Below are 14,568 nucleotides of genomic sequence, written 5' to 3'. Positions count from 1 at the left end.
GGCAAAAGCGGTGCGATCCGCTCCCATTGATCATCCTGCAGCACCAATCGGTCCAAGGCCACCTCCTGCTCGGCAGCCTTGAATCAGGTTTCGCAAGCCGCGGGAACCCCCCTTCGCCACATGAATGTCAACAGACCCTAGTTCTGCGCCGCGGTTCCTTCCATTTTCGCCGCTCCGGGATGCGCCCTGCGGCGACCGGCGTGTTGTGGCGGAGGGCCGGTTGCGGCACCATGTTCGGCATGTCTTCCGTTTCCGGTCAGCAAGGGGCCTTGATGAGCAACCCGTTCTTCGAAACCTGGACCACGCCCTTCGGCCTGCCGCCCTTCGACCGCATCCAGGCCGAGCATTTTCCGCCCGCCTTCGACCATGGCATGGCGGAGAGCATCGCGGAGATCGAGGCGATCACTGGAAACCCCGAGGCCCCGACCTTCGCCAACACCATCGAGGCGATGGAGCGCGGCGGGCGCTTCCTGAACCGGGTCGGCGGCGTGTTCTGGAACCTGAACTCCAGCAACACCACCGACGCGCTGGAGACCATCGCCCGCGACTACGCGCCGAAATTCGCCCAGCACTCCATGCGCATCGCGCTGGACCCCGCGCTGTTCGCCCGCGTCGCCGACCTCTACGAGCGGCGCAGTACGCTGGACCTCGCCCCCGACCAGCTGCGCCTGCTGGAGCGCCAGCATCTCGGTTTCGTGCGCAGCGGCGCGCTGCTGCCGCCGGACGCCAAGGCGCGGATGACCGCGATCACCGAGCGGCTGGCGACCCTGCACACGCTGTTCGGCCAAAACGTGCTGCACGACGAGAAGGACTGGCAGCTCGTGCTGGAGGAGAGCGACCTCGCCGGCCTGCCGGACTTCGCGCGCAACGCCGCCGCCCAGGCCGCCAAGGAGCGCGGGCAGGAGGGCAAATACGTCATCACGCTGGCCCGCTCCTCGGTCGAACCGTTCCTGACCTTCTCGGCCCGCCGCGACCTGCGGCAGGTGGCCTACGAGGCCTGGATCCGCCGCGGCGAGCATGAGGGCGAGCACGACAACCGTCCGCTGATCCGCGAGATCGTCGCGCTGCGCACCGAGCAGGCCAAGCTGATGGGCTACGCCAGCTACGCCGACTTCAAGCTGGACGACAGCATGGCGAAGGACACCTCCGCCGTCGAACGGCTGCTGCTGCAGGTCTGGAGACCGGCCAAGGAGAAGGCCGCCGCCGAGCGCGCGGAGCTTCAGAACTGCGCGCGGGCGGAGGGCATGAACGAGCCGATCGCCCCCTGGGACTGGCGCTACTACGCGGAGAAGGTGCGGCAGGCCAAGTACGACATCGACGAAGCGGAGGTGAAGCCCTACTTCGTGCTGGAGAACATGGTGCGCGCAGCCTTCGACACCGCCGGGCGCCTGTTCGGGCTGGCCTTCACCGAGCGGCCCGACCTGCCGGTCTACCATCCCGACGTCCGCGTCTACGAGGTGACGGAAAAGGACGGGCGGCATGTCGGCCTCTTCCTGCACGACAATTTCGCCCGGTCGTCGAAGCGCTCCGGCGCCTGGATGAGCAGCTACCGCGACCAGGAGAGTTTCGACGGGGCGGTGTCGCCGATCATCGTCAACAACAACAACTTCTCGAAGGGCGAGCCGACGCTCCTCAGCTTCGACGACGCCGAGACGCTGTTCCACGAGTTCGGCCATTTCCTGCACGGCTGCCTCAGCAACGTCCGTTACCCGAGCCAGTCCGGCACCTCGGTCCGCCGCGACTTCGTGGAACTGCCCTCGCAGATCTACGAGCACTGGCTGGCGGTTCCGGAGACGCTGTCCACCTATGCCCGCCATCACCAGACCGGGGAGCCGATCCCGCAGGACCTGCTGCGCCGCCTGCTCGCCGCCCGCAACTTCAACCAGGGCTTCGGCACCGTAGAGTACACCGCGGCGGCGCTGCTCGATCTGGAATTCCACACCCGGAGCGACGCCGCCGACACGGATGTCGCCGCCTTCGAGCGGTCGGTGCTGGACAAGATCGGCATGCCGGCGGAAATCGCCGTGCGCCACCGCCCGACCCATTTCCAGCATCTGTTCGCCGGCAGCGGCTACGCCGCGGGCTATTACGCCTATCTGTGGGCCGAGGTGCTCGACGCCGACGGGTTCGAGGCGTTCCTGGAGGCGGGCAACCCCTTCGATCCCGACCTTGCGGCGAAGCTGAAGACGATCTATTCGTCGGGCGACACCCGCGACCCGATGGAGCTGTACACCGCCTTCCGCGGACGCGAGCCGCGCATCGAGGCGCTTCTCAAGCACCGGGGCCTGACCCAGTCGCTCGGGGACGCCTGACGCACCGCCCATCGGCGACGCACACACGATCACGAGGACAAGGGACGGGGGGCTGGGCCGGACGCCCTCCCCCGTCCCGCGAGGATTCTTATGGCTGTTTCTCTTCTCGACCCCGCCCGTTACCGCCGCATGCCCTGGAAGAACGGCGGCGGAACGACCACTGAAATCGCCCTCCAGGAGCTGCCCGGCGCCGCCGGCCGCTTCCTCTGGCGGGTCAGCATCGCCGACGTGGCGGAGGCCGGTCCCTTCTCCGCCTTCACCGGCTACGAGCGGCTGATCGCCGTGGTCGAGGGGGCCGGCATGCGGCTGACCGTGGACGGCGTTCCGGCGACCGTGACCAACCGCGCCGCCCCCTTCCGCTTCTCCGGCGACGCCGCGGTGGACTGCGTCCTGCTGGACGGGCCGATCCGCGACTTCAACCTGATCTTCGACCGCGAGCGGGCCGACGCCCGGCTCGACATCCTGCCGGCCGACACGGTTGCGGACATTCCGGCCGGCGGCATGGCGCTGGTCCACGCGCTGGACGGCGAGGTGATCCTGCGCACCGGCGACAGCGTGGCGCGGGTGTCGCCGGGCTGGACGGCCCGTCTGGACGGCACCGCCGCCACGCTGGAAACCGGGCCGGGGGCCTGCGCCGTCCTCGTCCGCGTCGCGGCGCGCGGGTAAAGGACCCTACGTGACATCCCCTCTCCCCTCCGGGGAGAGGGTTAGGGTGAGGGGGGTGCGCGTGGCGGGACGTCCGGCAAAAGCGCATCCCCCTCACCCTCCCCMCCGCTGTGCGGTGGGTCCCCTCCCTCTCCCCGGAGGGGCGAGGGTCTTTAAACCCGCGGCAGATAGCCGAGCTGGTGCGAGATCGCGTCGGCCGTCTCCACCACCTTGGTCCGCAGATGGTCGAGCGTGGCGGGCTGGTCCATCACGGCGCTGGGGCCGGACAGGTTGATGGCGGCGATGACCTCGCCCCGGTGGTCGCGGATGGCCGCCGCGATGGCGACGATCCCCGACACGAAGGAGGAGCGGTTCATCGTCCAGCCGCGCTTGCGGTCCTCCGCCACCTCCTGGATCAGCGAGGTCAGCGTGACCGCCGTGGTGTCGCTGTAGCGGTCCAGCCGCACGCCGGTGTAGAGCTGCGCGATCGCCTCGTCGCTAAGGCCGCTCAGCAGCATCCGGCCCATCGCGGTGGCGTGGGCCGGCAGGCGGTAGCCGACCGCGATGTTGCTGGACAGCGTCATGTGCGAATGCGCGCGGTAGACGTAGACGATTTCCGTCCCGTCGCGCACCGCCATGTGGGCGGAGATCTGGGTGCTGTCGCGCAGCCCGTCGATGTAGGGGATCGCCACCTCGATCCCGTCCAGCCCCGACAGGTAATGATAGCCGAGCTGCATCGACCGTGGCGCCAGGCGGTAGGACTTGCCGTCCCCCACCCGCCCGATGTAGCCGAGATGCTCCAGCGTGAAGACCAGCCGGTAGGCCGAGGCCCGCCCGATCCCCAGCGCCTTGGCGATGTCGGTCAGGGACAGGGTCCGGCGCTGCGGCGTGAACAGCTCCAGGATGGCCAGCCCGCGCTGCAGCGCCGGGGCGATGTAGGTGCTCGGATCGATCTCGCTCATGTGTCCCGGCGCAACCCCTCGATGGCGCGCCGGTAGGCGGCCCGGATGGCGTCCTCCCGGACATGGCGGCCCTCGCGCACCACGGTCCGCCCCGCCGCGACCACGTCGCGCACGGTGTGCCCGTCGCTGGCGAAGACATAGGCGTCCAGAAGGCTGTCGTCGGTCCGAGAAAGCAGTTTCGGGTTGTCGGCGTCAAGCACGACGAGATCGGCGGGCTGGCCCACCTGAATCCCGCCCCGGATGCCACCACCAGCCACCGGCTGGCCCAGCGCCTGCGCGCCGCCGGCCACCGCCGCCCGGTAGAGGCCGCCGCCGATGGACGGGCAATTCCCGATGCGCAGCACGTTGCGCCGCCGCTGCACCAGCCGCTGGCCGTATTCCAGGAGGCGCAGCTCCTCCGCCGCGGACACGCTGATGTGGCTGTCCGACCCGACGCCGAACCGCCCGCCCTGCGCCAGGAAGGGGATCGCCGGGAACAGCCCGTCGCCCAGATTGGCCTCGGTCGTCGGGCAGAGACCGGCCACCGCGCCGCTCGCCGCCATGCCGTCCACCTCCGCCGGGGTCAGGTGCGTGGCGTGGACGAGGCACCAGCGCGGCCCGACCGGGGCGTTCTCCAGAAGCCATTCCACCGGGCGCTTGCCGCTCCAGGCGATGCAATCGTCCACCTCCGCCGTCTGCTCGGCGATGTGGATGTGGATCGGCGCGCCGGAATCGAGCGAGTCGAGGCCGGCCAGTGCGTCGCGCATCTCCTCCGGCGTCACCGCGCGCAGGGAATGCAGGGCGAGGCCGACGCGGCGGCCTGCCCGCTCCGTGCCCATCGCCTTCTGCATGGCGGAGACGATGGACAGCAGCCCGTCCACGTCGTTGATGAAGCGCTTCTGGCCGTCGGACGGCGGCTTGCCGCCGAAGCCGCTGTGGGCGTAGAGCACCGGCAGGTGGGTCAGCCCGATCCCCGCCGTGTCGGCGGCGGCCAGGATGCGGCGCGACATCTCGGCCCGGTCGGCGTAGGGGCGCCCGTCGGCACCGTGGTGCAGGTAGTGGAACTCCGCCACCGCCGTGTAGCCCTGCTTCGCCATCTCCATGTAGAGCAACGCCGCGACGGCCTCCGCCGCTTCCGGCGTCATCCGGCGGACGAAGCCGTACATGGCGTCGCGCCACGTCCAGAAGCTGTCCTCCGACGCGCTGGCGTATTCGGTCAGCCCGGCCATGGCGCGCTGGAAGGCGTGGCTGTGCAGGTTGGGCATGCCGGGGATCACCGGCCCGGCGGCCTGCGGGAGGCCATTCGACTCCGCGTCCCGCTCCACCGCCGTCAGCGTGCCCCGCGCGTCGAAGCGCAGCGCCACGTTCGAGGCCCACCCTTCGGGCAGCAGCGCCCGTTCGCAGAAAAGCCCGTTCATGCCGTTCATCGCCGTCTCCGTCACGCCCGTTCCTCCGCCCAATCGGCCATTGTTCCGATAAACCGCTGCAGATGCGGACGAATCCGCGCGGCGCGCGCCTCGTCGAAGGCGAAGGGCGCATCCTCCTCCATGTAGGTCACCTGCGCCATCTCAAGCTGCACGGCGTGCCAGCCCTCTGACGGGCGCCCGAAATGGCGGGTGATGTGGCCGCCCTTGAAGCGCCCGTTGAGGACATGGGTGAAGCCGTCGGCCCCGGCATCCGCGCCGACCGCGACCAGCCGCTCGCTCAGCACGGGGTCAACGCTGCGCCCGTCGTTGGTGCCGATGTTCAGGTCGGGCAGCCGTCCCTCGAACAGCCGCGGCACGACGGAGCGGATGGAATGGGCGTCGAACAGCACCGCCCGCCCGAACTGGTCGCGCAGCCGGGTCATCTCCGCGGTGATGGCGTCGTGGTAGGGCGTCCAATAGCGGGCGACCCGCTCGGCCACCTCCGCCGCGTCCGGCTCCGCGCCCGGCTGGTACAGCGGCGCCCCGTCGAACAGGGTGGTCGGGCACAGGCCCGTGGTGGCGCCGCTGTAGAGCGGCGTGTCGTTGCTGGGACGGTTCAGGTCGACGACGTAGCGTGAGAAGCGCGCCTGGATCACCCCGACTCCAAGATCCTCCAGGAAGTCGTAGAGACGCGGCAGGTGCCAGTCCGTGTCGGGCAGGCCCTGCGCCTCCGGCACCAGCCGGCCGATGAATCCGTCCGGCAGCGCCGTGCCGACATGGGGCAGGCTGACCAGCACCGGACGGCGCGCGGCGCGAAACCCGAAAACGTCCATACTCACTCTCCCGTGCGACAAATGTTTTGTCAGCAAAACCTTTTGCTTCCCTGTTCGGTCGCCCCCGGCTTCCGCGGCGGTCGCGGCACACGGCCTTTTTGGTATGTGGTCGCAACACCGGCGTTGCCATAAGGCGTCCGTCATGCTCCAGTATGACAAACGGCGTTGACGCGGCTGTTTTCCCTGGGCAACATATGTTTTATAGGCAAAACATGACGCTGCCAAGCCGGTCGCTGCGCAAGGGGGCATCCCAGCGTTCGAAACCGGCGACGCGGGCGCAACGAACAGGGAAATTCCAAGCCATGAAGTCCTTCGGTAAGTTTCTCGCCGCCGCCTCCTTCGCCGCCGCCGCGGTCGTCACCATGGTCGGCGCCGGGTCCGTCCCGGCGCGCGCCGAGGACGCGGTGATCGCCTCGATCAAGCAGAACGGCACCTTCCGCGTCGGCGTGGACGCCACCTTCGCGCCCTTCGAATTCTCGCAGGACGGCAAGAAGACCGGCTTCGACATCGAGCTGGTCGAGGCCATCGCCAAGGAGCTGGGCGCCACCAAGGGCGTCGAGTGGGTGGACATCGACTTCAAGGGCCTGATCCCCGGCCTGATGGCCAACCGCTTCGACATGATCGCCTCGGCCATGTACATCACCGAGGAGCGCCGCAAGGTCGTCGCCTTCTCCGACACCTACTATCCGGGCGGCCTCGTCATCATGGTCAAGGCCAACAACAGTGCCGTGAAGGGCCCGGCCGACCTCGAAGGCAAGACCGCCGCCGTGCAGATCGGCACCAAGTCGGTCGTCCATCTGAAGGAGCATTTCCCGAAGACCAAGATCGTCGAGGTCGAGACCAACGCTGAGATGTTCGGGCAGGTCGAGACCGGCCGCACCGACGTCGCCGTGACCGGCAAGCCCGCCGCCAAGCTCTACGCCCAGACGCATCCGACCGTGAAGGTGCTGGACGACCAGCTCACCACCGAGGATTACGGCTTCGCCATGCGCAAGGACAACACCGAGCTGGTGACCAAGGTGAACGCCGCCATCGCCAAGCTGAAGGCCGACGGCACCTACCAGAAGCTCGTCGACAAGTGGTTCGAAGCCAAGAAGTGATCGCTTTTTTCGTGAACGGAGGACCCCTCCCGTGACGCTCGACTTCGCCCCCGTCTGGGGAGGGTTGCCGGAGCTTCTGAAGGGCACCGTGGTCACCATCGAGGTGACCGCGGCGGCCTTCCTGCTCAGCGCCGTGCTTGGGCTGCTCGTCGGCATCATCCGCCTCAACCCGGCGCGGCGCGTGCTGTACGGCATCGCGTCGGCCTATGTCGCCTTCATCCGCGGCACGCCGCTGCTCGTGCAGCTCTTCCTGCTGTTCTTCGGCCTGCCGCAGTTCGGCATTCTGCTGCCGGCGTGGCTGTGCGGCGTGATCGGCCTCGGCATCTACAGCGGCTCCTACGTGTCGGAGGTGGTGCGCGGCGCCATCCAGTCGATCGACCGCGGCCAGATGGAGGCCGCTCGCTCGCTCGGCATGTCCTACCGCGAGGCGATGTGGGAGGTGGTGCTGCCCCAGGCCTTCCGCCGCATGTTGCCGCCGCTGGGCAACGAGACCATCGCGCTGATCAAGAACTCGGCGCTGGTGTCGCTGCTGACCATCGACGACGTGATGCGCGAGGGCCAGCGGATCATCTCCACCAGCTTCCGCGCGCTGGAGGTCTACATCGCGGTGGCGCTGATCTACTTCGTGCTGACCAACGCGGCCACCTGGATTCTGCGCCAGCTCGAAAAGCGCCTGACCGTGGAAAGAGGGTAAGCCGGTGATCGAGATCCGCAACGTCTACAAGAGCTTCGGCAGCACCGAGGTGCTGAAGGACGTCAGCCTGACCGTGCAGCCGTCGCGCACCACCGTGGTCATCGGCCCGTCCGGTTCGGGCAAGAGCACGCTGCTGCGCTGCTGCAACTGCCTGGAGACCGCCGACCGCGGCGAGATCCGCATCAACCACCGCACCATCATCGCCGACGGCAAGCCGCTGCCCGACAAGGAGCTGAACGCGCTGCGCGCCGAGACCGGCATGGTCTTCCAGTCCTTCAACCTGTTCCCGCACATGACCACGGTGGAGAACGTCATGCGCGCCCCCGTCGTGGTGCGCGGCATGGCCAAGGCCGAGGCGCGGGAGCTGGCCATGGGGCTGCTGCGCAAGGTGGGGCTGGACGACAAGGCCGACGTCTATCCGTCCACCCTGTCGGGCGGGCAGAAGCAGCGCGCCGCCATCGCCCGCGCGCTCGCCATGAAGCCCAAGGTGATGCTGTTCGACGAGCCGACCTCCGCGCTCGACCCCGAGCTGGTCGGCGAGGTGCTCCAGGTCATGAAGACGCTGGCCGAGGAAGGCATGACCATGATGGTGGTGACCCACGAGATGGGCTTCGCCCGCGAGGTCGCCGACACCGTGGTCGTCATGGCCGACGGGCGCATCGTCGAGTCCGGCTCGCCGGAGCAGATCTTCACCAACCCGGTGCAGGAGCGCACCCGCGGCTTCCTGCGTGCGCTGGTGGACGGCCATCTCGCCGGCGCCCGCCCGCAGCCGGCGGCCGACGACCCGCTGGACGCCCTGCCTGGCAATCACTGACGTCCCGCCCATCTTGCCCCACAGCCCTCGCGCGCCCGCCTCGCCGCTCATGGTGCTGGCCGCGCTGATCCTCGGCGTCTGCGTCATCCAGGTCGCCAACGGCATCCTGCAAATCCTGCTGCCGCTCCGCCTCGCCGAGGCGGCGGCCCCGCCGCTGGTCGTCGGGGCGGTAGCATCGGCCTATTCGGTCGGTTTCGTGCTGGGCTGCTGGGCGGCGCCCTGGATGATCCGCCGGGTGGGCGGGGTGTGGTCCTTCGCCGCCTTCGGGCTGCTCGCCGCCGCCGCCACGCTGCTGCTGAACCTGCTGCCCGACGCCCAGGCCTGGGTCGGGCTGCGGCTGCTGATGGGGGTGTCCTATGTCGGGATGCTCACCGTCGCGGAGAGCGGTTTGGCCAGCCTGTCACCGCCGGGGTCGCGGGGCAGCGTCTTCTCCCTCTACATGATCGCCTGCAAGGTCGCGGTGATCGGCGGCCAGATGCTGCTCGCCAGCCCGGACCTGTCGGCCCTGTGGCTGACCGTCCTGGCGGCGGGCTGCTACGGCCTGTCGCTGGTGCCGGTGGCGGCGGTCCGCCCGCCGGCCAGCGCCACGCCGAAGGGACCGGCGCCCTCGCCCTGGCAGTATGTGCGGCGGGCGCCGGTGGCCTTCGCCGGCTGCCTGATGGTCGGGCTGTGCAACACCGCGGTCACCGGCATCGGCCCGGCCTGGCTCGCCGGGCTGGCCCTGCCCGCCGCCGGGGTCGCGCTGATCATGTCGGGCATCCAGGTGGGCAGCGTGGTGCTGCAATGGCCGATCGGCCGGCTGTCGGACCGCCACGACCGGCGGCTGGTGATCTTCGCGGTGTCCGCCGTGGCGATGGTCGCCGCCTTCCTGATCGCCGCCTTCGCCAACCCGCCCGGCGGGGCGGCGCCGCAGACCGTCCTGCTTGGGCTGTTCACCCTGTGGGGCAGCGCCGCCCTGTCGCTCTACGCCATCTGCGTGGCCCACGCCAACGACCATGTGACGGTGGAGGAGACGGTGCCGCTGGCCAGCGCGCTGCTGCTCGCCTGGGCGCTGGGCGCCGCCCTTGGTCCCCTGCTGGCGACGGCGGCCATGGAGTGGTTCGGGCATGACGCGCTGTTCGTCTATGTCGGGGTGGTGTCGGGCGGCCTGACCCTGTTCGCCGGCCTGCGCCGTCTCATCAGCGGCCCTTTCCGCCCCGAGCCGTAAAGGCGCCGTATCGCTTGGCCGCGGGCGGGCGGGCGGGCTACTGTGTCCCGCCCAGCAGCCCCCTCCCCGCGCTCCATGCCCAGCACCACCGACACCCCGACCGATACCCCAACCGACGAGCAGTTCCGGGCGATCCAGGCCATCGACGCATGGTACGCCGACCCCGCGGCCCCCCAGATGTTCTGGCTGGCCGGCGAGGCCGGGACCGGCAAGACCAAGACCACCGTCTTCGCGCTGGACCATCTCCAGGACCGCCGCAACCTGGAGAATTTCGTGGTCGGCGCGCCCACCGGCAAGGCGGCGCAGGTGCTGCGCCGCAAGGGCATCGACCGGGCGGCGACGCTGCATTCGCTGATCTACGCGCCGCGGCAGGACGACGACACCGGCGAGCTGTTCTTCGCCCGCAAGTCGGAGGGCAAGTTCGCCGAGGCCGACCTGATCGTCTGCGACGAGGGCTCGATGGTCGGGGACGACGTGGCGGGCGACCTGCTGCGCTCCGGCAAGAAGATCCTGATGATCGCCGACGACTACCAGCTTCCCCCGGTGACCGGCCAGGGCACGCTGACCAAGGGCGAGCCGGATTTCCGGCTGGTCGAGCCGCACCGCACGGCGCGGGAGAGCCCGGTGATCCGGCTCGCCCATCTGCTGCGCCGGCAGGAGCTGCCGCGGCGCTTCGGCACCGCCGGGAACGCCCACGTGCTGCCGCTGAACCGGGTGACCGAGCCGCTGGCCCTGCGGGTGGACACTCAGACCATCTGCGGCACCCACCGTGTGCGCACCGACTTCACCCGGCGCATCCGCAGCCGCCACGGCTTCGACACGGTGATGCCCCAGGCCGGCGAGCGGGTGATCTGCCGCCGCAACGACCGCGAGGAAGGGCTGTTCAACGGCATGATCGGCACGCTGACCCGCCCGGCGGCGGAGGGGCGGGGCCGACAGGACGGGCTGTGGTCGCTCGGCGTCCATATGGAGGACGAGGTGAAGCCCCGCAGCAAGCTGATGGTCCATCCCTGGATGTTCCAGGCCCACTACAGCGGCGAGACCAAGGCGCCGCGCGTGGAGCGCGACGTGCAGCAGTTCGATTGGGCCTGGATGATCACCTGCCATTCCGCCCAGGGGTCGGAGTTCCCTTCGGTCACCGTGCTCGACGATTCCGCCGCCTTCCGCGAGCACAAGTGGCGCTGGCTCTACACCGCCGTCACCCGCTCGCAGGACGAGCTGTTCCTGCTGCTGCGCAACGCCGATCTTGGCGGGAACTGGCGGATGCCGGAACTCGACGGAGCGGCGGGGTGAAGTAACCCTCTCCCCTCCGGGGAGAGGGAGGGGACCCGCGCCGCAGGCGTGGGGAGGGTGAGGGGGCCGGTGCGCCGCAGGCGCACCGCCAAGGGGCATGCTGCCCCTTGGCAATCCCCTGGCACAGGCTGTGCCTGTGCTGCCCCCTCACCCTGACCCTCTCCCCAGAGGGGAGAGGGAATTTTACAGAGGATCTTTCCGCCTACCATGGCTCACGCCGCGGCGGCGACCCGCTCCAGCTTGGCGGGAAGTCCCTGGCGCACCGCCGTTCCGGCGATGGGATCGACCCAGACCGAGGCGCCCGGACGGGTCGGGTCGTGCAGGCCGAGATCGTTGATGTTCACCCCCGCCCCGATCTCCGGCACCACCGGCTGGCTGTGGCCGCCGATGACGTGCGGCCGCGCGCCGAACTCCTTGTGGCCGAAGCCGTGCTCGACGGCGAGCACGCCGGGCATCACGCCGTGCCGGACGATGGCGGTCGCCAGCTCCGACCCGCCCGGCGTGGCGATGCGGATGCGGTCGCCGGTGGCGATGCCCAGCCGCCGCGCGTCCTCCGCGTTGATGCCCACCGGGTTCTCCGGGTGCAGATGGCGCAGACGGCTGGCCGCGATGGTGTAGGCGCTGACCAGCACCGATTTCGAGCTGATGAGCTGGAAGGGCCAGTCCTCCGCCGTGTGGACCTGCCGCATCGGCGTGCCGTCGGCGAAGGCCGGGGGCGTCCAGGCGGCGGTGCCGGTCCAGCGCTTGCCGGTGACGCTGCTCTTCGCCGCGCCGACCGCCTCGTTGTAGACCAGCAGCCCGTCCTTGAAGCGGTGGGTGGCCCTGTCGCCCTCGAAGCCCTCCGCCTGGTTCTGGTAGCGCCCGCCGCGCGCCAGGATGAAGGCGACCTTGCGCCACTCCTCCTCCTTCAGCACCGACTGGAGCGCCGGCAGGATGCGGGCGACGCCGGACAGGGCGATGTCCTCGTCGGTGACGTCGGGCACCGGCTGCTTGCCCAGCCACGCGATGTTGGCGCCGCCGCGCAGGTACCAGTCCTCGGGCCGTTCCAGCGGGTGGGTGTTCCCGTCCATATCGGCGATGGCGTCCGGGCCGAAGCCGGGCAGGCTCAGCCGCTTCGCCAGGGCGATCAGGAAGGTCTCCATCTGGACGTGCCGGCCGTCCGGCAGCGGCTCCGTGCGCGGCGTCACCACCGGCCAGCGCGCCGTCGCGGTCTTGGTCGGCACGCCCGCCCAGGGGGCCGCCCAGCCCCAGGTCTCGTACAGCACGGTGTCGGGGATGATGTAGTCGGCGAAGGCTGTGGATTCGTTGATGAAGGGGTCGATGGCGACGATCAGCGGCAGCGCCTTCGGGTCGCGCAGCTTCGCCTCCACCTGGGCGCGGACGCCGGGGATGCCGTAGACCGGGTTGCTGTTCCACAGGAACAGGGCCTTCAGCGGGTACGGGTAGCCGTCCACCACGCCGCTGGTCAGATACTCGGTGGTGAGCTGCGGGGCGTTGGGGTACCAGGGCGCCTTGGCCGGATAGGGCTTGCCGGCCTGCGTCTTCGCCTTGAACTCGCTGGACCTCTCATAGGGGACGGGGCGGCTGATGGCCGTGCCGGAGGGCTTCACCTGACCGGGGAAGCTCGCCAGCTTGTAGCGCGGGCCGTCCTGCTCGTCCGGGAAACGCCCGCCGCCGAAGATGGTGCCGCCCTTCCAGTTCAGGTTTCCGATCAGCGTGTTCAGTGTCACCACGCCGAAGGCGTTGTAGAACCCGTTGCCGGCCATCATGCCGCCATGGGCGTTGGCGGCGGCCTTCTTGCCGTGGCTGGTGAACTCCCGCGCCAGACCGGCGATGACGTCGGCGGGGATGCCGCAGGCGTCGGCATAGCCGGCGAGGTCGAGCCGCATCGCCTGCTCGCGCAGCAGTGTCAGGCTGGTCTTCACCGCGACGTCGCCCGCCGGGGTCGCCACCGTCCCGCCGTGGAACAGAACGGCCGGTCCCGTCAGGGCGTCGTGGGCCACCGGCGTGCCGGCGGGGTCGAGCACGACGAAGGCGTCCTTGGCGCCGTAGCGCTCCTTCTCGTCCAGCGTCACCCAGCCGAGGTCGGAGGCGCGCAGCATCCGCCCGTCGCGCGGGTGGCCCGCCTGCTGGATCACCAGATGGGTGGCGTTGCACCAGCCGGCCTCCCCCGCCGCTTCCGCCGCCGTGCCGTTGGGCTGGGAGAGATAGTTGGCGTCGATGCGCCCGTTCTCGAACATCCAGCGCATCATGCCCATGACCAGGGCGCCATCGGTGCCGGGCCGGATGGGAATCCAGTCGGACCGCTCCGCCGCCGCGCGGTTGTCGGCGTTGGTCAGCACCGGGTCGACGACGACGTAGTTCAGGACGCCGTCCGTCCGCCCCTTGGCGAGCAGCATGGCCTGCCGCTTGAACGGGTTGCCGGCGTTCGACGGGGCGGTGCCGATGAACAGCACGAACTCGGCGTTCTGCAGGTCCGGCTTGGCGTGCGGCATCTTCTTGGCGTCGCCGAACACCGCCCCCGAACCGGAGCGGTAGGCGCCGCCGCAGTAGGAGCCGTGGCCGACGACGTTGATCGTTCCCAGCGCCTGGTTGAAGAAGCGCCGCACGAAGGGCTCCCGCCCGTCGTTGACCGAGGACAGCAGGGCCACTTGGTTGACCTTCGGCCCCAATTCGGGGGCGGTTGGGTCGATGGGCGTCTTCAGGTCGCGCAAAGACCGCAGGCCGGGCACCGGGCCTTCGCCGAACAGGTCGCCGCCTTCCGCGATCTCCTCGACCAGCCGGTCGAAGGCGATGGGCTCCCACCGGCCGGAGCCGCGCGGGCCGACGCGCTTCATCGGCGTGGCGACGCGGAAGGGCGAGGTCAGCATCTCCAGCGCCGCGTTGCCCCGCCCGCAGGCGGTCGAGCGGCCCTTCAGCCCCTTCTCGTCCAGCCGCGACAGCGACTTGAAACTTTCCTTGATCGGCGTGCCGTAGGGCAGGAAGGGATCGGTGGACAGCGGGCTGTAGGGGTTGCCGGCGACGCGCAGCACCTTGTTCCTCTCCACATCCACCCGGACGCGGACGCCGCACAGGGTGGTGCAGCCGAGGCAGGCGACGTTGGCGACGATCTGGCCCGGCGTCGGGGCGAGGTCGCCGGTCGCCGGATCGACGCGGAATTCGGGGGCCGGGGCGTTGCCGGAGATGGCGTGGTCGGGCTTGTCCCCGGCCCAGGCGCCCTTCACGAGCTTGCGCCCGGTGTCGGAGAAGCCACCCGCGAAGGCGGCGAGCGCGCCGCCGGCGGCGCTGGTCTTCAGGAGAAGGCGACGGGAGATGGACATGAT

The 14,568-nt window shown here is 69.9% G+C and carries 11 protein-coding genes; 7 read left to right on the top strand and 4 right to left on the bottom strand.

The features are described from left to right. Nucleotides 1-272: 272 nt before the first annotated feature. On the top strand, nt 273-2,312 hold the full coding sequence (locus AC1DVI_RS16205; RefSeq protein ID WP_476958832.1) for a M3 family metallopeptidase: 2,040 nt from the start codon (nt 273-275) through the stop codon (nt 2,310-2,312). Between the two features lie 90 nt (nt 2,313-2,402). Next, a complete protein-coding gene (locus tag AC1DVI_RS16200; protein WP_476958831.1) occupies nt 2,403-2,978 on the top strand; it encodes a HutD/Ves family protein in 576 nt (191 codons plus the stop codon). 152 nt (nt 2,979-3,130) lie between these two features. On the opposite strand, the gene AC1DVI_RS16195 is transcribed toward AC1DVI_RS16200, so the two are convergent. The 3 genes from AC1DVI_RS16195 to hutG are packed head-to-tail and all read right to left on the bottom strand — an operon-like array spanning nt 3,131 to nt 6,137. Then, a complete protein-coding gene (locus AC1DVI_RS16195) occupies nt 3,131-3,919 on the bottom strand; it encodes an IclR family transcriptional regulator (RefSeq protein WP_476958830.1) in 789 nt (262 codons plus the stop codon). Beyond that, nucleotides 3,916-5,340, bottom strand: coding sequence for a formimidoylglutamate deiminase (locus AC1DVI_RS16190; RefSeq protein ID WP_476958829.1), 1,425 nt, complete (start codon nt 5,338-5,340; stop codon nt 3,916-3,918). The genes AC1DVI_RS16195 and AC1DVI_RS16190 overlap by 4 nt, the downstream gene beginning before the upstream one ends. Then, the gene (gene hutG, locus AC1DVI_RS16185) at nt 5,337-6,137 is read right to left on the bottom strand and encodes an N-formylglutamate deformylase (protein WP_476958828.1); all 801 of its coding nucleotides are present in this window, start codon (nt 6,135-6,137) and stop codon (nt 5,337-5,339) included. The genes AC1DVI_RS16190 and hutG overlap by 4 nt, the downstream gene beginning before the upstream one ends. A gap of 302 nt (nt 6,138-6,439) precedes the next feature. On the opposite strand from hutG, the gene AC1DVI_RS16180 reads away from it, so the two are divergent. The 5 genes from AC1DVI_RS16180 to AC1DVI_RS16160 all read left to right on the top strand — a co-directional run bounded on the left by AC1DVI_RS16180 (nt 6,440) and on the right by AC1DVI_RS16160 (nt 11,245). Continuing rightward, complete coding sequence (locus tag AC1DVI_RS16180) at nt 6,440-7,237, top strand: glutamine ABC transporter substrate-binding protein (RefSeq protein WP_200478452.1); 798 nt, start codon at nt 6,440-6,442, stop codon at nt 7,235-7,237. 31 nt (nt 7,238-7,268) lie between these two features. Continuing rightward, nucleotides 7,269-7,931 carry an amino acid ABC transporter permease gene (locus tag AC1DVI_RS16175; protein WP_476958827.1) on the top strand — a complete coding sequence of 221 codons (663 nt, stop codon included), beginning with the start codon at nt 7,269-7,271 and terminating at the stop codon, nt 7,929-7,931. Nucleotides 7,932-7,935: 4 nt separating this feature from the next. Beyond that, nucleotides 7,936-8,745 carry an amino acid ABC transporter ATP-binding protein gene (locus tag AC1DVI_RS16170; RefSeq protein WP_476958826.1) on the top strand — a complete coding sequence of 270 codons (810 nt, stop codon included), beginning with the start codon at nt 7,936-7,938 and terminating at the stop codon, nt 8,743-8,745. A 13-nt stretch (nt 8,746-8,758) separates the two neighbouring features. Next, complete coding sequence (locus tag AC1DVI_RS16165; RefSeq protein WP_476958825.1) at nt 8,759-9,952, top strand: MFS transporter; 1,194 nt, start codon at nt 8,759-8,761, stop codon at nt 9,950-9,952. A gap of 75 nt (nt 9,953-10,027) precedes the next feature. Beyond that, the gene (locus AC1DVI_RS16160) at nt 10,028-11,245 is read left to right on the top strand and encodes an ATP-dependent DNA helicase (RefSeq protein WP_476958824.1); all 1,218 of its coding nucleotides are present in this window, start codon (nt 10,028-10,030) and stop codon (nt 11,243-11,245) included. Between the two features lie 212 nt (nt 11,246-11,457). Here the strand turns inward: AC1DVI_RS16160 and AC1DVI_RS16155 are convergent, their stop codons facing one another. Then, on the bottom strand, nt 11,458-14,565 hold the full coding sequence (locus AC1DVI_RS16155) for a molybdopterin dinucleotide binding domain-containing protein (protein ID WP_476958823.1): 3,108 nt from the start codon (nt 14,563-14,565) through the stop codon (nt 11,458-11,460). Nucleotides 14,566-14,568: the final 3 nt, after the last annotated feature.

It is taken from the genome of Azospirillum sp. P4_B5 (assembly GCF_056402275.1).
This window is presented reverse-complemented; position numbering and strand designations above follow the sequence as displayed.

Coding starts and splice junctions, on each gene's coding strand:
- AC1DVI_RS16200 (WP_476958831.1), top strand. CDS start 2,403: ATGGCTGTTTCTCTTCTCGACCCCGCCCGTTACCGCCGCATGCCCTGG.
- AC1DVI_RS16180 (WP_200478452.1), top strand. CDS start 6,440: ATGAAGTCCTTCGGTAAGTTTCTCGCCGCCGCCTCCTTCGCCGCCGCC.
- AC1DVI_RS16205 (WP_476958832.1), top strand. CDS start 273: ATGAGCAACCCGTTCTTCGAAACCTGGACCACGCCCTTCGGCCTGCCG.
- AC1DVI_RS16160 (WP_476958824.1), top strand. CDS start 10,028: ATGCCCAGCACCACCGACACCCCGACCGATACCCCAACCGACGAGCAG.
- AC1DVI_RS16195 (WP_476958830.1), bottom strand. CDS start 3,919: ATGAGCGAGATCGATCCGAGCACCTACATCGCCCCGGCGCTGCAGCGC.
- hutG (WP_476958828.1), bottom strand. CDS start 6,137: ATGGACGTTTTCGGGTTTCGCGCCGCGCGCCGTCCGGTGCTGGTCAGC.
- AC1DVI_RS16155 (WP_476958823.1), bottom strand. CDS start 14,565: ATGTCCATCTCCCGTCGCCTTCTCCTGAAGACCAGCGCCGCCGGCGGC.